This is a genomic window from Mesorhizobium sp. M0437, assembly GCF_040321335.1.
GTDB lineage: Bacteria > Pseudomonadota > Alphaproteobacteria > Rhizobiales > Rhizobiaceae > Mesorhizobium.
Map to the genome: position 1 here is coordinate 70,879 of NZ_JAMYRK010000012.1, position 17,217 is coordinate 88,095.

A 17,217-nucleotide genomic window follows, 5' to 3' on the forward strand; every position below is an offset into this window, starting at 1 on the left:
GATTAGGGCCGAATTGTGACAGTTTTCAAGGCAGGCAGGTCGCGCAAAGGCTTTGAAACGACCTTCGTGTTTCGGCATCGGCGCGGCTCCGGAAAAACGAGATCCTGCTCAGCTTTTCAAGCCCGCCAGAAGCTGGCCATAGGCGCTCTTGGCCACTGCGGCCAGCTGCTCGCGCGGCAGCGATCCGACGACGGCGCAGCCATAACCCTTGTCCAGCCAGTAGACGGCCTCAGGACCATCTTCTTCCCCATAAGTGCCCTTGGCCTTGGCTGCCGATTCGGCGATGACGAAGAGCGAAATGCGCTCGCCCTTGTCGTCCTCGTAAAGCAGCATCGCGGCCTTGCCCTGGCCGGCAGGCAGCAGCCGGCCACCGACCAGTTGGAAACCTTGCGCCGCCAGATCCGGTGCGACGAGCTTCAAACCCACCTGGTTCGACAACCAGCTCTGCAAATGATCCTTGTCGCTTGCCGGCACTTCCACCGCATGCCGCTTTTCGGCGGCATAGATGACATGGGCGGCGATCGCCTCTTCGGCAAGCTGGTCTTCGGCCGTGTTTTCCAGGCCGAGGCGGCCGATGCCGGCAAGGTAGCCGCCAGCGCCGCCAATCACCAGGATGGCGGCAGCGGCGGCCGCAAGCCACCAACGCGAGCGCGATGGCGACACTCTGACCACCGGCGCCTCGCCAAGCACCACCTTGGTCAGCCGCACCGGGACGGGCTCGTCCAGCACGCCGTTAAAGGCTGCGCGCAACGCTGCCCGGTCGGCGGCGTAGCGTGCGCTCCTGGCCTTCATCTCGGCATTGGCCTCGAGCCATGCCTCATAGGCCGTCCGCTCATCGCCCGGCAACTCGCCATCGAGAGCCATGTGGATGTCGCGTTCGGAGAAATCGCGTCGGCTCATTTCTCGACGATCCTTATCGACCGGCGGCGCGCGGTATCATCAAGCAGCGCGCGCAGTTCCTCGCGCCCGCGCGCGATGCGCGACATCAAGGTGCCGGCGGGAACCCCAAGGATGTTGGCGGCTTCGGCGTAGGAAAACCCTTCGATGGCGACCATCACAAGTGCCGCGCGCCGGTCAGGGCTGATCGCCTGCAGCGCGTCGACGATCTCGCGCGAGGCGATGCTCTCGACCTGCTCGGCGGGTGCTGCCTGCGCCTCGCTCGCCTCGAGCGGCAGCATCGCTGCCTCGCCGCGCCGGTTCACCTTGCGCATCTGGTCGATGAACAAATGATGCATGATCGTAAACAGCCACCTCCTGGGGCTTTCTCCTGTCTGCCAATTGTCGAGCCGCACAAGTGCCCGCTCGAGACAATCCTGGACGAGATCGTCAGCGGAATCGCGGTCGCGCAACAGCGAGCGTGCATAGCGGCGCAGACGCGGTATTTCACCAAGGATTGCTGCCTTCTTTTCGTCCATGACCGCTGGTTCTGGGGGGCCCTGTCCGTGGTGATTGAACGCGCCTTTGCAGCGCGGCGCAAGCGGCCAGCGCGAAGCGGTCCGCCGCCCCGGTCACCCAAGCAACTGAATAACGCTGCCAGTGGCAGGTTTATTCCCGGCCAAATTGAAATCGTCAGCTATTGCTCGTCTCGAGCTTTGCTTTCGCGGCCCTTGTCAGCAGCCGCTGATAGAACAGGCCGATGCCGATGAGCACCGCGCCGAGGCCGATGAAGGACAGCGCCCGCAACACGCCTTCCAGTTCCGACATGTCGAAGATGAAGACTTTGAGCACGGCGATCGAGATCAGCGCCGCCGACGCTATGCGAAGTACCTGCGACTTCAGCCAGACACCGGCGGTGAGCAGCGCCACGCCGATGACCAGCCACAGTGCCGAATAGGTATAGGTCTCGAGCTGGCCGAGACCGCTCCACAGCCCGATGAACTCGCCCTTGAACAGGCGCCTGACCGACAGCGTGGCATAGGCGAAGCCGAGCACCGCCGCCACCATCGCCAGCATCGCTGCATACCATTTCGGTCGTTTGTCGCGGGCATAGAGCGCCAGTGCGCCGGCCGCAACCGCCGGCAAGAGGTAGGCGAGGAACAGAAGGTTGAACACCGGAATGCTGCCGGTCGATTCATCCATCAGCAGCGGGTTCAGCGCCAGAAAATGCTGGAGGACGATGAACACGACCGAGACCACGCCCGCTGCAATCGAGCCGTAGCGCAGCACCGAACTTGGCGAGCGCATGTCGATGGCGACCAGGATGGCACCGGCACCGATGGCGATCAGCGTGTAGATCGCCTGTTCGGCAAGCGTCGCAGCAGCCGTATCGATGACGCCGCCATGCATGGCATGGCGCACCAGCATGGCGACGGTGAGCAGGGCAAACAGCGCGGCGCCGGCCTCCATTGCGAGGCGCGGTCGGCCGTTGGTGGTTCGGGCAAGCTGCCAGGCGGCAAAACCGAAAGCGAGCGCCGGCACGCCATATCCAAGCAGCAGCCAGTTGAACACCGGCGTCTTCGACAGGAACTCGGCACCGACGATGGTCGGGTCGAAGGCAGCGCGACCAAGCACTGCAATCACCGCACCAACGGAAATCCAGCCAAGCACCGGATAGCTACGCCAGCGCGTCGCCAGCGCCGGCACGGCGGCGGCTGCTCCGAGCAGGATGGTTGTCCAGCCGGAACCAAAGGCCATGTGCAGCATCAGCAGGCCGGCAATCGCCGCCCCGCCGAGCGCAAAGGAGACAGCAGCGTCGCCGGTTAGCGGCGGCGCTTCGCCGCGCGCTATCCACTCGCCGCCGGCGACGAAGACTCCGACCAAAACGGCTGCGACCGCCGCATAAGCAAGGTCTCGGTCGAGATTGCCGAAGGTAGCCCAGAGCGCCAGCAGGATGACCAGTGGCGCGACAGCGCTCCAGGCCGCCCATGCGGCGGCGCGCAGCCAGCCAGAGGCCGCAAAACGGCGCGCCGCCCAAAAGCCGGCGCCGATGAAGACTAGTCCGAGAGCGATGCCGACCCTGAGCATCAAGGCATCGGACGCCACGACCGGCATGCCGTCGACGCCGAGAGCGCCACCCGAAAAATCTGAAGCGATCGTGGTCGGCGGAATGATGCCGAGATAGACCAGTACCGTCGCCAGCCCGGCGGCGTGCAGCAGTGCAAGCGCCCGCGGCCGGTAGAGAGCCACCGCCACCAGGGCTGCGACAAGGGCGGCCCCCGGCAATGCACCGCGGATGGCGACGAAGGCCGGATCGACAAACAGGGCCAGCGCCGAAAGGCCGACGAAGAAGCCCGGCGCGATTGACGGCCAGTCGAAGCCGCTGCCAGCGCCCGCTTCGTCGCGGCGGCCAAGCCAGACGAAGGCGAGCACGGCCAGTGTCACCCCGTCGATAAAGAGGATGACGGCAAGGTTCGCCCCCGGCGCGTCGGTCATATAGAAGATGGTCCAGACGCCCGTGGCGACGAAGGCTGCGGCCATCAAAAGCCTCCAGTCGCGGATGCGAGCAATGACGCAGGTGGCGGCGAGCACGATCGCCAGATAGCCGAACAGCGCCCACGGATTGGGCGCCTGCGAGGCGACCAGCAGCGGCGTCACCATGGCACCGAGCAGGCCGACGCCGGCCAGCGCCTGACCGTGGACCAGGCTTGCCGCGATCGTCGCCACCCCGATGGCGCCGAGCAGCGTGAAAGCGAGCGTCGGGCCGATGAAGCCGTAAATGCTGTATGCGGCGTAGACGGTACCGAACAGGATGAAAGCGCCGGCCGCCGTCAGGATCGCCGGGATATAGGCACCGGCAGCACCTTGCACCGGCACCCTGAAGCCGGTGCGCCGGATGAACTCGCCGCCGGCGACCAGCACCAGCCCGAGTGCCGCCGCCATGACAAGCCGCACGCGTGGCCCGAAAATGCCGGCCTCGATGGTGTAGCGGATCAGAAACAAGCCACCCAGCGCCAGCGCGATGCCGCCGACCCAGACCGCCCAGCGGGTACCGAGCGCCGTTTCGACGTCGGACTGGCGAGCTGCCTTCGCCGCTGCCGCCGGTTGCGCCGACTCCGGCGCGGACGGCGCCGTTGTATCGGCATCGGCCTCTGTAGCTGACACGACCGCTGCGGGCCGTGGCGATACGGCCATGTCGGCTGTGACCGCAAGCGGGATTGCGGCATCCGCCGGTTTGCTGTCGTTTGCAGCCGGTTCCTTGGCTTGCGGCGACAGCGCAGGCGTGCCCGAAAGCACAAGGCTGCGCAAGGCGCCAAGCTCGCGCTCGATCAGGCCGATGCGGCTCTGCTGGCGTGAAATGATGACGAACAGCACGATGATGGCGACGAGGCCAATCAGGCCTTCAAACATGGCGGTTCCCCCAAACCAGGCCAGTTGTCACTGACATTCAATGTTCAGTGACATTCAAATGCGGCGGCCAAACGGCCGGTCCATTCAACGTGCCGCCAGATTGGCCGGAAAGATCGAGCATGTTTCGGTGCCGAAAGCCAGCAGCTTTGCCGTTGGCGTCCTTCAGCGCCGCTTCCGAAACCGTCAGCGTGCGGCCCTTGTGCACCACTTTGCCCTCGCACACCACCTCGCCCGTCCTTGGCGTGATCGGCCGCGTCAAATTCGCTTTGAACTCGGCCGTCGCATGGCCTCGCCCACCTGCGAAATGGTGCCAAGGCCGAGCGGCGAAACGTTTTCGGGATCAGGTTCAACTTCGCTCATCTGGTGGTTTCCCCGGTGGCGGTTTCCCCGGCGCTTGCCTTGCCGGATTCATGGCCGGGTGAATGATGCCTGCGCAAAGCGGCGAGAAACCCGGCGCGGGCGCCGGGAGGCTCGATGCCGCGCGGTTCGTAGACACGGCGGGTCAAAAAGAAGCCGGTCAGCCGGAAGGCGTCCTCGATCGCCGCCGGATCGGCGCGCAGCCCGGAGCCGCGCTGCAGGAAGGCAGGCAGCGCCAGCATCTTGTCGCGCCACGGCGCGCCCGCCGCCAGCGACACAGCGCGGCCGGATTTCGGCGAGACATAGGCAAGGTCCTGCCTGGTGCCGGTCGCCGCACACTGGCTGAGATCGAGGCCGAAACCGAGTTCGTCGAGTACCAGCAGCTCGAAGCGGGCCACCAGCTCGCCGGCGGCATCGGCATCGTCGAGATGAGCGATCATCACCGCAAGCGTCTCGTAAAGGCCGCCATGGGCGTCACGCTCAGGCAGAAGACGCAAATGCGCGGCCATCGTCTGCAGGCCGTAGACGGCAACGGCGCTGTCCATCAGCCGGGCGGCGTTCATCTCGATAGCCTCGATCTGGAAGGTGCCGAGATGCTCGTCGAGCCGCGCCCGCCACAACAGGTCGACGCGATTGCCGGGCTGCAAGACAGGCTGCTGTTTGCGCGAACGGCCGCCGCGCACGAGACCGAGATGGCGGCCATGCGCGCGTGTCATCACCTCAAGAATGGCGCTGGTTTCGCCATGCTTGCGGGTGCCGAGAATGATTCCCTCGTCGCGCCATTCCATGACGAGAGCTTGTCACCGGTTGGATGGCGAAATCAAGATGAGCGACGAATCCGCCGCCAAACCAAAACGGCCCGTAGCGTATCGCTACGGGCCGTTTTTTACGAGATCGTCGTTTGATCAGAACGAGCGCTGGAAGCGGAAGATGCCGCCGATTGCGTCGGCATCGTCGGCATCGAAATTGTCGTAATAATCGACTTCGGCGGTGATCGTGTAACCAGGAACGATGGTGTAGGCGACGTTGGCCGCAACGGCGAAGTCTTGGTCGTCGGTATAGGAGACCTGGGCGTTCAAAGAGGTCTTCTTGTTGACGGCATAGCTGCCGCCGCCCCAGACGGCAAAGTTGCCAGTCCACGGCTTGTAGAAGTTCTTCGCGACGTTGTCGTCGCTGCCGTAGCCCGCCATCACGAACAGGGTCAGGTCAGTAATCGGCTTGACGTCGAGGCGAGCTTTGCCGGCCCATTCTTCCGACGTGCTGTTATAGGCGCCGACCGCGGTGATCGCACCCCAGTCGCCCTTGTATTTCACGCCGCCGACGACAAACGGAACGTAGCTGTCGATCGACTGGTCAGCGCCGGAGCCCGTTTCGACCGAGGCGACTGCCGTAAAGCCATTACCGCCGTCGAAATAGTAACTGATCAGGTTGGTGTCCTTGGTGCCGTAAGGAATGATAGTGTCCTGGACGACGTTGCCGGCGTAACCGATGAACGAATCATAGACAGTTTCATCCTTACCGACGCGGAAACCTCCAAGCTGGATCCAGGCGAAGTTCAGGGTAACCGCCTTGTTGTCCTGCACGCTGAAATCAACACCGCTCACGGTGCGTTTGGTATTGCCGAAGTTGAAACGGGTCTCGGTATAGGTCTTCAACGTGCCGAGCTCGGTTTCCTGGCCGGTCCACGTCTTCAAATTGAAGCGGGCATTCTTGTTCCAGGTCTGCTGCTCGTCACCGTCCAAAAGGTCGTGTGTCGTCGCGCCATCGAAAACGCGGCCGGCGTCGCCGAAGCTTGCGTCATAGCGGACATAGCCGCCGATGCGCAGGCAGGTCTCGGTGCCGGGAATGTAGAAGTAGCCGGCGCCGTAGACGTCGCAAATCTTGACGTATTCGGCGGGTTCCGGCTCGGCGACCACAACAGCGTCGGCGGCGCGCGCACCGGAGACCGCGACGAATGCCGCGGCTGAGCCGAGAAGAAGGCTCTTGATATTCATTTTCTGACCTCTCCAGTCAAAGTTAAAAATGGCTTTGGATTCATGGGTTGAACGGCTGAACGCCTCACCCACGTCGAAAAAGGCGCGCACCGCACCCCCTCTTCAGGCGGCGAACATATTCATCCGCATTCCAGTCTCAATGACGATTCCAAAAATAATCAATGTTTGCGTAACAGAATAAATCCATGTTGCACAAATATCACTTCACATTTTCTTCACACTTGCCCCCGGCACAAACGAGACACTGTCACAATTGTACAAAAATATACTTATGCCATTAGCCGGCAAACCGATCGGAATCCGACATACATTCCTTGTGCGTGTTCTTTTTTTAGAATAGACTTCTACCGTTGGCAGCGAGATCAAGTCGACTTCGCCATCGCTGCGTTCTGTGCGGCAAGAACGACTTCCGCCACCAGATCCCGTTTGAGCAGTTCAATGGGAATACGTCCGGCGAGGCCGGGCGCGGGGCCGATCAGCCACGACCAGGCATGCCGTGGATCGGGCATCGCGGATAGCACTTCCTTGATACCCGGCGCCGGCCTGCCGTCGATGAACTGGGCCAGGGGAAATACATGTTTGCGGCCACCGGTGCGCAACGCAACGACCGTGCCGCTGCGCTGCCAGCGATGCAGAGTCGAGCGCGATATGCCGAGATTGTGCTGCAGGAACGTCGACCCGGCGACCCGACCGGCCCAGTCCTCGACCCGCATCGCGTCGAGGTCGCCCGTTCCGGCCAGGCGTTGGATGTCTGCCCCTTGGCCGTCGTGCGCCGTCGACAGAGGCCTCCTGGCACGGCGTTCCGCAGCTTCGGCTGCCAATATCCGCACGAAACGCGACGCCATGCCGGGTAATCTTTCCCGCATGGTGTCGATCGCACTGATGTCGGTCGGCGCAAGCAACGCGACGGCGGCGGCAACGGCGCCGGCGACCCTGCCCGCTGCAACGACCGCATCGCTGTTCGTCACCTTGCCTTGCCGCGCCAGCACGCGCTCGATCTCAACAGCGACGGCGTCTGCAAACTCGGTCTGACGGATGGGGTCGATGCGATTCCAAGTCCCGGTCATGTCCTGATCTGGCTGTTTGCCTGCCGGTTCCGGTTTGCTCGGAAGCGGGTCTTTCGCACAGCCTATAGGCAGGGTGTATGACGGAGAGACGACAAACGGGAACCACGCGAGGTCGCAGTATCGGCAGGAGTTCCATTCGATCCACTGGCCGATTTTGCATGAAATATCGCAAATTTTTCAGAACCCGCTCAGGATTTCCCGTCGCGCCGGTACCAATAAGGAACGGGTCGACCCGACATGGCCGGCGCATGGTCTCCCGGAATGATTCGGTCGGCTGTTCAATATGCAAGTCGACCGATCGGGCAGCCCGGCGACCGCTCAGAAACCTGAGGCGGCCAACAGGCCGCTCTGCGGATCGCCCAAACAGGCTCAGTGCGGAAATTCGAGCCCCATTTCGCGGTAGCGCTCGGGGTCGTCACCCCAGTTCTCACGCACCTTGACGAACAGGAAGAGGTGCACCTTCTGTTCGAGTACGCCAGCTATTTCCATGCGTGCCGCCTGGCCGATGGCGCGGATCGTCTCGCCCTTATGGCCGAGCACGATCTTCTTCTGGCTGTCGCGCTCGACATAGATGGTCTGGTCGATGCGCACCGAGCCGTCCTTCTTCTCTTCCCATTTCTCCGTCTCGACATGGGAGGAATAGGGCAGTTCCTGATGCAGCCTGAGATAGAGCTTTTCGCGGGTGATCTCGGCGGCGAGCTGGCGCATCGGCAGGTCGGAGATCTGGTCTTCCGGGTAGTACCAGGGTCCGGCCGGCAGGGTCTCGGCGAGATAGTCGAGCAGGTCCTTGCAGCCGGATCCGGTCAGCGCCGAAACCATGAAGGTGCGCTTGAACGGCACCCTTTCGTTGGCTGCAGCCGACAATGCCAGCAGCGTCTCGTGCTTGACCCGATCGACTTTGTTGAGGATCAACACCATCGGCTGCCGAACATCCTTCAGCCGCTCGAGGATGGCGTCGGCATCGCCCCGGATGCCGCGCTCGGCGTCGATCAAGAGCAGCACGATATCGGCGTCCTTGGCGCCGCCCCACGCGGTCGTCACCATCGCCGTGTCCAGCCGGCGCTTCGGCTTGAATATGCCCGGCGTGTCGACGAAGACGATCTGCGCGTTGTTGTGGGTGGCAATGCCGCGCACGATCGCACGGGTGGTCTGCACCTTGTGCGTCACAATTGACACCTTGGCGCCGACCAATTGGTTGACCAGCGTCGATTTCCCCGCATTGGGCGCGCCGATCAGCGCGACGAAGCCGGAGCGGGTAGCGGGAGCTTCTGTTGCCGGAGCTTCGGTGGCGGTCATGCGGCACTCCCTTGATCGAGCCAGACGCCTTCCCGCTGCAGAAGTGCCGCGGCTGCAGCCTGCTCCGCCTCGCGCTTGGAGCGCCCGCTGCCGGTCGCCGGCGGATAGGCGCCGACCTTGACACTGACGGTGAACAGCGGATCGTGGTCCGGTCCCTCGCGGCTGTCGATTATGTAAACCGGCACTGCGCCTGCCGCCTGATGCGCCCATTCCTGCAGTTCGGTTTTCGCATCGCGACGGGCGGCGTCAATGGCTTGCGAGCGCGGCTGCCAGTATCTGTGGATGAAGGCACGGGCCGCTTCCAACCCTCCGTCGAGATAGAGCACGGCGATCAGCGATTCCAATGCATCGGCGCGCAGATTGACGCGCTTGCGCCCGTCGAGGCCGCGTACGTCCGAACCGGCGCGAACAAGTTCCGGCAGGCCGATCTCCTCGGCAATTTCCGCCAGGGCTTCAGCGTTGACCAGAGCGTTCAATCTCAGCGACAGCTCACCCTCGGCGGCGTCGGGAAATGCCGCCAGCAGCATATCGGCAACGACAAGGCCGAGAACGCGGTCGCCCAGGAATTCGAAACGTTCGTAGTCGATGCCGGCGTGACTGCCGCGAGCGCTGGCATGGGTCAGCGCCCGCTGCAGGCGCTGATGGTCGCCAAAACTGTGGCCGGTGCGCTCCCTGAGCGCCTCGGCGAGCCCATCGGCGGTCAGCCGTTTCGTCGCCGCCATGGCCCTAATTGACGAAATGGAACAGGCGCGAGGCGCGCATCAGTGACGGCCATTTCCAGATTTCGAGCGGGCTGGCGCTGCCGCCGATCGAGAAGAAAATGAGGTTGGCGCGGCCAACCAAATTCTCGTCCGGCACGAAGCCGACGGTGAAGCGGCTGTCCGACGAGTTGTCGCGATTGTCGCCCATCATGAAATAGTGACCGGGCGGCACCTTGAACTCTTTGGTATTGTCGCCGATCGAAGCCTGCGTCAGGTCGAGCGTGTCGTAGCTGACGCCGTTCGGCAGCGTCTCGCGATAGACATCGACCGGCCCGTTCTCCTCGGTGATGTCGCGGTTGTCGATCTGCCCGACCTTGACGCGCGGCACGCCCACGTCATTGATGAAGAGCTGGCCATCCTTGACCTGGATCTTGTCGCCCGGCAGGCCGACGACGCGCTTGATATAATCGACAGAAGGATCCGGCGGAAACTTGAACACCACCACGTCGCCGCGCTTCGGCTCTGAGCCCCAGATGCGGCCCGAAAAGATGTTCGGCCCGAACGGCAGTGAATAGCGGGAGAAGCCGTAGGACCACTTGGTGACGAAGAGATAGTCGCCTTCGAGCAAAGTCGGCCGCATCGACCCGGACGGGATCGAGAACGGCTGGAACAGGAGCGTGCGGATGACCAGCGCAAGCAGCAGGGCCTGGACTATGACGCTGACGGTTTCGCCAAGTCCGCCGGATTTCTTCTGGGTTTTTTCAGCCACGCTCATGTCGTCCTCGATTGTGCGTTGGATGGTATAGAGTCTCGGCGCGCGCTGGGCAACGTCATGCCGGTGGTCAGATGCAATCAATGTGGCGCTTCTTCGACCGGCAACGCTTCAATGATCACAAAGGCTTGAGCGAGCGGAAAATCATCGGTGATGGTGAGGTGGATCACCGCGCGGTGCCCTTCAGGCAGAATTTCGTCCAGCCGCGCTGCCGCCCCATTGGTCAGCGCCATGGTCGGCTTGCCGCTGGCCAGGTTGACGACCCCCATGTCGCGCCAGAACACACCCTGCGCCATACCGGTGCCCAATGCCTTGGCGCAAGCTTCCTTGGCAGCGAAACGCTTGGCGTAGGAGGCCGCACGCGCCGCGCGGTTTTCGGACCGCGCCTGTTCGATCTCGGTGTAGATGCGCTGGATGAAGCGTTGGCCATGGCGTTCCAGCGACTTCTCGATGCGTCTGATGTCGATGAGGTCGCTGCCAATACCGATAATCATTCGGCAGGAACTTCCGGCCCGGTTTTTCCAGCCTTTGCCGCTCTTTCGGCCAGCCGCTTGCGGCGCTGCTCGTGGAAAGTGACCATGCCCCAGCGGGTGATGCCGTAAAACAGCAGGCCGAAAACCAGGCCGAGCGGTATTGCGCCGATCGTCATCGGCTTCAGCACCGGTCCCCACAATTGCGCAAAGGAAAGATTATGCAGCATGTCGCCGAGATGCGCGGGCGGGCCATGCGCCGGCAGGTGTTCATGCAGGATCAGCTTGCCGACCTCCCAGGAGGCGGCCCATAGCAGTGGAAAGGTCAGGGGGTTGCCGAAGACCGTGCCGAGTGCTGCCGCGACCAGATTGCCGGCGATCAGCCAGCACAGGATGGCAGCAATGATGAAGTGAAAGCCAAGCGGGAAAAACGACGCGAATACGCCCGCCGCAACACCGGCGGCCACGGCATGCGGCGTGGCCCTAAGCCGCAGGATGCGTTTGGAGAAATACCGCAGCGAGCGCGAGAACGAGCGGCGCGGCCACAAATAAGTACGCACCCGCTCGAAAAAACCATCAGGCTTGCGCCGTCGAAAAAGCACTCTGTTCCTGTTCCTAGTTCCGTCGATGGCTTCACGCCGGCCTTTCCAGCCAGGCGCGACAGCCTATGCTGCGCTCTGCGGTCGCCGAAAAGCAACTACGACTTTGATATAGCGATGCGCTGGCCGAAGAACAACGAGGCCGAGGGCATCCGCTCGGTGGCCGGTCGCGCCAGCCTTGGGTATCGCCGTTCTGAACAGGGCATGATCGCGGCGAATTTAAGGAGCGTCACTTAGGATCGATATTCGCTGACCTCGACGAGGTTGCCGTCCGGATCGCGGAAATAGACCGACATCATCGCGCCCCGAGCGCCGACACGCTCGACCGGGCCGATCTCTATCACCACACCATTGGCGGCGAGGTTGGCACATATCTCGGCGAGCGGCCGGGCAGCAATCAAGCAGAAATCTCCGGAGCCCGGCGTCGGCGCCTTGGCCTTCGGCTCGAAGGTACGCCCGACCTGATGCACATTGATCTTCTGCATTCCAAACAGCAGCGCCGTTGGTCGATCCGGCTCGTCGAGGCGCTCGAAGCCAAGCACGCGCTGATAGAAGGCGCAGGTATCGTCCACCGAACGAACTGTCAGCACGAAATGATCGATGCCAGCAACCACGGCAGCGTCTCTTGACTTGTTTTTGTGCATGTCGTTGTCCCAAAACCGCCGCACACTTTTGGGCGACATGCATTAGATATTGCGGCTGCCCGGCTTGATCGCCGGTATGGCGGCGAGCTCGGGCGGCAGCCTGTCGGCCGGATAGGCCGGAACTTCATATTCGGCGAGCGCGATCAGCGGCACGCCGACATCGGTCTTGCCGGCCGAGCGGTCGATGATGCACGCAGCGGCAACGACATCGGCGCCAAGTGCGCGCAGACAGTCGATGGTCTCGCGGATCGACAGGCCGGTGGTGACGATGTCCTCGACAATGACGACGCGCGATCCCTTGGCGATCTCGAAGCGGCGCAGCCTGAATTCACCCCCTTCCCGCTCGACCCAGATCGCCGGCGCACCAAGATGGCGCGAGGTCTCATAGGCCGGGATCAGCCCGCCGATCGCCGGGCCGACGACGTAGTCGATCCTGCCGGGCACGTCAGTGCGGATCTTTTCGGCGAGCGCCTTGCACAAGCGCTCGGTCTTGTCGGCATGCATGAAAACACGCGCTTTCTGCAGAAAGACCGGGCTGCGCAGGCCCGACGTCAGGATGAAATGCCCTTCGAGCACGGCGCCGGCCTCGCGAAAAATACCCAGCACTTCATCGGTGTTCATCGTTCACTCCATGTCCATGGTGAATGGTGAATGGTGGTAGGGTAGTAGGGTAGTGAGCACCCTCTTTCACTATTCACTATTCACTATTCACTATTCACTATTCACTATTCACTATTCACTATTCACTATTCACCCATTCACGCGCCTTGCGTCACTGACGCTCGAATTGTCCTTTAGCTGCGACAGCAGCCGGTTCAAGTGCTTGAGGTCCCACACTTCGAGATCGATCAGCATTTCGGTGAAATCGGGCGCGGTGCGCACCATCGACAAAGTATGGATGTTGGCGTCGTTGGATGCGACGACCTGTGCAATATCGGCCAGCGAACCCGGCGCGTTGATGGCGGTGACCGAGACGCGCGCCGGGAACCGCTCCTTGGTGCGCTCGTCAATGTCCCAGCGCACGTCGATCCAGCGCTCGGGCTGGTCGTCAAAGGCCTGCAGCGCCGGCGACTGGATCGGATAGATGGTGATACCGGTTCCCGGCTGCACGATGCCGACGATGCGATCGCCTGGCACTGCCCCCTCCGGCGCGAAGCGCACCGGCAGATCGCCGCGCACACCGCGGATCGGCACTGCGTCGTCGCGCGGCTGGTTCTTGTCCTTGCGTGCGGCGCGGCCCGGAATCTGGAACAGCATGCCGGCGGCGTTGCGGATCTTCGACCAGCCCTCCTCGCGCTGCTTGGGCGCGACCAGCGTGACACGCTCGTCCTTGTAGTCGGGAAACACCGCCTTCATGACATCGGTGGAGGCAACTTCGCCTCGGCCGACCGCGGCCAGCACATCCTCGATGTCCTTGCGCGCCAGCCGGTGCAGCACCGGCTTCAGGCTTTCCTTGGTGAAGGTCTTGCCGGACCGTTCGAAGGCGCGCTCCAGAATGCGGATACCGAGACCTGAATATTGCTTGCGAATGGCGTTCTTGGTGGCGCGGCGGATGGCCGAGCGTGCCTTGCCGGTAACGACCACCGATTCCCACGCCGCCGGCGGGACCTGCGCCTTCGAGCGGATGATCTCGACCTCGTCGCCGTTCTTCAGCTCCGTCATCAGCGGCATGATGCGGCCATTGACCTTGGCACCGACGCAAGTGTCGCCGACGTCGGTGTGGACGGCATAGGCAAAGTCGATCGGCGTGGCGCCGCGCGGCAGCGCGATCAGCATGCCCTTCGGCGTGAAGCAGAATACCTGGTCCTGAAACAGTTCCAGCTTGGTGTTTTCGAGGAAGTCCTCGGGATTGTCGCCTTCGGCAAGCTGCTCGATGGTGCGCCGCAGCCAGGCATAGGCATTGGTTTCCTTCGAGATCGCATGGGCGGCACCATTCATCTTGCCACCGGTATCCTTATAGATCGAATGAGCAGCGACGCCGTATTCGGCGATCTTGTTCATTTGATAGGTGCGGATCTGCAATTCGACGCGCTGGCGCGACGGGCCGACGATGGTGGTGTGGATCGAGCGGTAGTCGTTCTGCTTCGGCGTGGAGATGTAGTCCTTGAAGCGGCCGGGCACCATCGACCAGGTGGTGTGGATGGCGCCGAGCGCCCGGTAGCAGTCCTCGACGGTATCGACGACGACGCGAAAGCCGAAGATGTCGGACAGCTGCTCGAAGGACAACGCCTTGGCTTCCATCTTGCGGAACACCGACCACGGCTTCTTCTGCCGGCTCTTGACCTCGGCCTTGATCGAATATTTGTCGAACAGCGCGGAGAGCGCCTTCTCGATCTCCGACAGCACGCCCTTGTTGCGCTCGAAGATTTCGGCCAGCCGTGCGGTGACGGCGCGGTAGGCTTCCGGATTGATGAAGCGGAAGGCAATCTCTTCCAGCTCCTCGCGCATGCCTTGCATGCCCATGCGGCCGGCCAGCGGCGCATAGATGTCCATCGTCTCTTCGGCGATACGCAGGCGCTTGGCTTCCGGCACATGGTCGAGCGTGCGCATATTGTGCAGGCGGTCGGCGAGCTTGACCAGAAGCACGCGCACGTCTTCCGAGATCGCCAGCAACAGCTTGCGCAGGTTCTCCGCCTGCTCGGCCTTCTTCGAGACGAGGTCGAGCTTCTTCAGCTTGGTCAGGCCCTCAACCAGCTTGCCCATTTCCGGGCCGAACAATTCGTCGATCTCGGCCCTGGTCGCCGTGGTGTCCTCGATCGTGTCGTGCAGCAAGGCAACGGCGATCGTCGCCTCGTCCATGTGCATTTCGGTGAGGATGGCGGCGACTTCGAGCGGATGCGAGAAATATGGGTCGCCGGAGGCGCGTTTCTGGTGGCCATGCTTCTGCATGGCGTAAACATAGGCCTTGTTGAGCAGCGCCTCGTTGACGTCAGGCTTGTAGCGCTGCACGCGCTCGACAAGCTCATACTGACGCATCATGGGCGGGATCTCGCAATGCTGAAATGAATCATGCGCCGCACTGGCGTACGGCGCATGTCATAGATAGCCACGAAACTGCCGACGCGAAAGTGTCGGCAGTTGTCGCTAAGATCAATAATCGTCGCTTTTTTCCGGCGGCACCAGGCCTTCGATGCCGGCCAACAGGTCTTCTTCGGTCATGCGATCGAAGGTGACGTTGTCCTCGGCGTCGTCGGCATCGGTGGCCGCAACGGCGCTGCCGGTCTGGTCGGCAATCGCCTCGCCATCGGCTTCCGGCTCGTCGACCTCGACATGCTTCTGCAGCGAATGGATGAGATCTTCCTTGAGGTCGTCCGGCGACAGCGTCTCTTCGGCGATTTCGCGGAGCGCAACGACCGGATTCTTGTCGTTGTCGCGCGGTACGGTGATCTGCGCGCCCTGGCTGATCTGACGGGCGCGGTGGCCGGCCAGGAGCACCAGCTCGAAGCGGTTGTCGACCTTGTCGATGCAATCTTCAACGGTTACGCGGGCCATGAGTTGCCCCTTTCATGCCTGGATTTGATGGAAAACAGGCGCGGTCCATAACCCGAACGCCGCCAAAATACAAGCTTTTATGGCGGTGCGCAGCTCTGACGCGGGCCGCCTGCGGCGACACAGCGCCGATCACAATTGCTTGCGGTGCGGCATGGTGCCTTGGATTGCCGTAAAACTGGCGTTATCTCGAACGATGAAGGCCAACAGGTCTATTATCAGACCGGCCGATAGTCGCCACGCATTTAGACGACCGCTTATTTCGAAAAAGGACATTTTCCATGTTCGATCCTCGTGAAAAAATCGCTCTCTTTATCGACGGTGCCAATCTCTACGCCACCTCGCGCGCGCTGGGCTTTGACATCGATTACCGCAAACTTCTGGCGAGCTTCCAGAAACGCGGCTATCTGCTGCGCGCTTATTACTACACCGCGCTGGTCGAGGATCAGGAATACTCCTCGATACGGCCGCTGATCGACTGGCTCGACTATAACGGCTTCAAGGTGGTGACCAAACCGGCCAAGGAATTCACCGACTCGACCGGCCGGCGCAAGATTAAGGGCAATATGGATATCGAGCTGACCGTCGATGCGCTCGAGCTTGCCGATGTCGTCGACCATTATGTCATCTTTTCGGGCGACGGCGATTTCCGCACGCTGGTCGAGGCGCTGCAGCGGCGCGGGCGCAAGGTGTCGATCGTCTCGACCATGGCTTCGCAGCCGCCGATGATCTCCGACGATCTGCGCCGCCAGGCCGACCATTTCATCGACTTGATGACGCTCAAGAATGAAGTCGGCCGCGACCCGTCGGAGCGGCCGGTGCGCCGGCCCGAACCGGCCGAAGTCGACGAGGAAGACTATTGACGGTCGTTGCCTTGACCGCTCCCCTGGTCGTCTCCCCCGAACCCGATCGCGATTGCCCGCTCTGCCCGCGGTTGCACGACTTCATCGCCGAGTGGCGGCGGCGCGAGCCGTCCTGGTTCAACGCGCCGGTGCCGACCTTTTTGCCGCCGGAAGGCGAGGACGCAGTGCGTCTGCTGATCGTCGGGCTGGCGCCTGGACTGCGCGGGGCGAACCGGACGGGGCGCCCCTTCACCGGCGATTTTGCCGGCGACCTGCTCTACAACACGCTGATCGCGCACGGCTTTGCGCGCGGCGAATTCAAAGCGCGACCGGATGACGGGCTGGAGCTTGTCGGTACGGCGATTACCAATGCGGTGCGCTGCGTGCCGCCGGACAACAAGCCGGTTGGCGCCGAGATAGCGACCTGCCGGACGTTCCTGGTGCCGACGATCGCGCGATTTCCAAATCTGCGCGCTGTGCTGGCGCTTGGCTCGATCGCGCACCAGTCGACCGTGCGGGCGCTCGGCCAACGCGTTGCCGCCTATCCGTTCCGGCATGGTGGGCAGCAGCAGGCCAATGGCATCACGCTGTTTTCCAGCTATCATTGCTCGCGCTACAACACCAATACCGGCGTGTTGACGGAAGCGATGTTCGTCAACGTCTTCAGTCAGATAGAAGCTTTTCTGAAGACATAGAGTC

General features: G+C 62.6%; 18 protein-coding genes. 2 read left to right on the forward strand and 16 right to left on the reverse strand.

What is annotated here, in order from left to right; all coding sequences use genetic code 11:
* Positions 1-108: 108 nt before the first annotated feature.
* The 16 genes from NKI72_RS10455 to rpoZ all read right to left on the reverse strand — a co-directional run bounded on the left by NKI72_RS10455 (position 109) and on the right by rpoZ (position 15,679).
* The gene (locus NKI72_RS10455; RefSeq protein ID WP_352471054.1) at positions 109-900 is read right to left on the reverse strand and encodes an anti-sigma factor family protein; all 792 of its coding nucleotides are present in this window, start codon (positions 898-900) and stop codon (positions 109-111) included.
* On the reverse strand, positions 897-1,415 hold the full coding sequence (locus tag NKI72_RS10460; RefSeq protein ID WP_023719875.1) for a sigma-70 family RNA polymerase sigma factor: 519 nt from the start codon (positions 1,413-1,415) through the stop codon (positions 897-899). The genes NKI72_RS10455 and NKI72_RS10460 overlap by 4 nt, the downstream gene beginning before the upstream one ends.
* Before the next feature lie 154 nt (positions 1,416-1,569).
* On the reverse strand, positions 1,570-4,287 hold the full coding sequence (locus NKI72_RS10465) for a DUF2339 domain-containing protein (protein WP_352833221.1): 2,718 nt from the start codon (positions 4,285-4,287) through the stop codon (positions 1,570-1,572).
* 37 nt (positions 4,288-4,324) lie between these two features.
* Entirely contained in the window at positions 4,325-4,546 is a 222-nt protein-coding gene (locus NKI72_RS10470) for a hotdog family protein (RefSeq protein WP_352833219.1), read from the reverse strand.
* Between the two features lie 97 nt (positions 4,547-4,643).
* Positions 4,644-5,432: a DNA repair protein RecO gene (gene recO / locus NKI72_RS10475; protein WP_352833216.1), complete on the reverse strand. Its 789-nt coding sequence runs from the start codon at positions 5,430-5,432 to the stop codon at positions 4,644-4,646.
* Between the two features lie 117 nt (positions 5,433-5,549).
* On the reverse strand, positions 5,550-6,638 hold the full coding sequence (locus NKI72_RS10480) for a porin (RefSeq protein ID WP_352540773.1): 1,089 nt from the start codon (positions 6,636-6,638) through the stop codon (positions 5,550-5,552).
* Between the two features lie 362 nt (positions 6,639-7,000).
* On the reverse strand, positions 7,001-7,705 hold the full coding sequence (locus NKI72_RS10485; protein WP_352833213.1) for an antitoxin Xre/MbcA/ParS-like domain-containing protein: 705 nt from the start codon (positions 7,703-7,705) through the stop codon (positions 7,001-7,003).
* Between the two features lie 369 nt (positions 7,706-8,074).
* Positions 8,075-9,001: a GTPase Era gene (era, locus tag NKI72_RS10490; protein ID WP_352501817.1), complete on the reverse strand. Its 927-nt coding sequence runs from the start codon at positions 8,999-9,001 to the stop codon at positions 8,075-8,077.
* Positions 8,998-9,723, reverse strand: a complete 726-nt coding sequence (rnc, locus tag NKI72_RS10495) for a ribonuclease III (protein WP_352833209.1) — start codon at positions 9,721-9,723, stop codon at positions 8,998-9,000. The genes era and rnc overlap by 4 nt, the downstream gene beginning before the upstream one ends.
* A 4-nt stretch (positions 9,724-9,727) precedes the next feature.
* Positions 9,728-10,477: a signal peptidase I gene (lepB, locus tag NKI72_RS10500; RefSeq protein WP_352471047.1), complete on the reverse strand. Its 750-nt coding sequence runs from the start codon at positions 10,475-10,477 to the stop codon at positions 9,728-9,730.
* Between the two features lie 77 nt (positions 10,478-10,554).
* Positions 10,555-10,968, reverse strand: a complete 414-nt coding sequence (gene acpS, locus NKI72_RS10505; protein WP_352467214.1) for a holo-ACP synthase — start codon at positions 10,966-10,968, stop codon at positions 10,555-10,557.
* Positions 10,965-11,546: a DUF2062 domain-containing protein gene (locus NKI72_RS10510; protein ID WP_023677769.1), complete on the reverse strand. Its 582-nt coding sequence runs from the start codon at positions 11,544-11,546 to the stop codon at positions 10,965-10,967. Before NKI72_RS10510 ends, acpS begins: the two co-directional genes overlap by 4 nt.
* A gap of 230 nt (positions 11,547-11,776) precedes the next feature.
* Positions 11,777-12,187, reverse strand: a complete 411-nt coding sequence (locus tag NKI72_RS10515) for a VOC family protein (protein WP_352820945.1) — start codon at positions 12,185-12,187, stop codon at positions 11,777-11,779.
* A gap of 42 nt (positions 12,188-12,229) precedes the next feature.
* On the reverse strand, positions 12,230-12,808 hold the full coding sequence (gene pyrE / locus NKI72_RS10520; RefSeq protein ID WP_352471045.1) for an orotate phosphoribosyltransferase: 579 nt from the start codon (positions 12,806-12,808) through the stop codon (positions 12,230-12,232).
* Positions 12,809-12,937: 129 nt separating this feature from the next.
* Positions 12,938-15,166, reverse strand: coding sequence for a RelA/SpoT family protein (locus NKI72_RS10525; RefSeq protein ID WP_352501814.1), 2,229 nt, complete (start codon positions 15,164-15,166; stop codon positions 12,938-12,940).
* A 111-nt stretch (positions 15,167-15,277) separates the two neighbouring features.
* Positions 15,278-15,679 (reverse strand): DNA-directed RNA polymerase subunit omega, encoded by a 402-nt coding sequence (gene rpoZ, locus NKI72_RS10530; protein WP_023677773.1) that lies wholly within the window; start codon positions 15,677-15,679, stop codon positions 15,278-15,280.
* A gap of 278 nt (positions 15,680-15,957) precedes the next feature.
* Here rpoZ and NKI72_RS10535 point away from each other — a divergent pair, with 278 nt between their 5' ends.
* Positions 15,958-16,539 (forward strand): LabA-like NYN domain-containing protein, encoded by a 582-nt coding sequence (locus NKI72_RS10535; RefSeq protein WP_023677774.1) that lies wholly within the window; start codon positions 15,958-15,960, stop codon positions 16,537-16,539.
* Complete coding sequence (locus NKI72_RS10540) at positions 16,536-17,213, forward strand: uracil-DNA glycosylase (RefSeq protein WP_245274739.1); 678 nt, start codon at positions 16,536-16,538, stop codon at positions 17,211-17,213. The genes NKI72_RS10535 and NKI72_RS10540 overlap by 4 nt, the downstream gene beginning before the upstream one ends.
* The last annotated feature ends 4 nt before the right edge of the window (positions 17,214-17,217 follow it).

Bases quoted from the DNA above. Each gene is read 5' to 3' on its own strand.
- rpoZ (WP_023677773.1), bottom strand. From the start codon at position 15,679: ATGGCCCGCGTAACCGTTGAAGATTGCATCGACAAGGTCGACAACCGC.
- NKI72_RS10525 (WP_352501814.1), bottom strand. From the start codon at position 15,166: ATGATGCGTCAGTATGAGCTTGTCGAGCGCGTGCAGCGCTACAAGCCT.
- lepB (WP_352471047.1), bottom strand. From the start codon at position 10,477: ATGAGCGTGGCTGAAAAAACCCAGAAGAAATCCGGCGGACTTGGCGAA.
- pyrE (WP_352471045.1), bottom strand. From the start codon at position 12,808: ATGAACACCGATGAAGTGCTGGGTATTTTTCGCGAGGCCGGCGCCGTG.
- recO (WP_352833216.1), bottom strand. From the start codon at position 5,432: ATGGAATGGCGCGACGAGGGAATCATTCTCGGCACCCGCAAGCATGGC.
- acpS (WP_352467214.1), bottom strand. From the start codon at position 10,968: ATGATTATCGGTATTGGCAGCGACCTCATCGACATCAGACGCATCGAG.
- NKI72_RS10515 (WP_352820945.1), bottom strand. From the start codon at position 12,187: ATGCACAAAAACAAGTCAAGAGACGCTGCCGTGGTTGCTGGCATCGAT.
- NKI72_RS10460 (WP_023719875.1), bottom strand. From the start codon at position 1,415: ATGGACGAAAAGAAGGCAGCAATCCTTGGTGAAATACCGCGTCTGCGC.
- NKI72_RS10535 (WP_023677774.1), top strand. From the start codon at position 15,958: ATGTTCGATCCTCGTGAAAAAATCGCTCTCTTTATCGACGGTGCCAAT.
- rnc (WP_352833209.1), bottom strand. From the start codon at position 9,723: ATGGCGGCGACGAAACGGCTGACCGCCGATGGGCTCGCCGAGGCGCTC.
- NKI72_RS10455 (WP_352471054.1), bottom strand. From the start codon at position 900: ATGAGCCGACGCGATTTCTCCGAACGCGACATCCACATGGCTCTCGAT.
- NKI72_RS10465 (WP_352833221.1), bottom strand. From the start codon at position 4,287: ATGTTTGAAGGCCTGATTGGCCTCGTCGCCATCATCGTGCTGTTCGTC.
- NKI72_RS10480 (WP_352540773.1), bottom strand. From the start codon at position 6,638: ATGAATATCAAGAGCCTTCTTCTCGGCTCAGCCGCGGCATTCGTCGCG.
- era (WP_352501817.1), bottom strand. From the start codon at position 9,001: ATGACCGCCACCGAAGCTCCGGCAACAGAAGCTCCCGCTACCCGCTCC.
- NKI72_RS10485 (WP_352833213.1), bottom strand. From the start codon at position 7,705: ATGACCGGGACTTGGAATCGCATCGACCCCATCCGTCAGACCGAGTTT.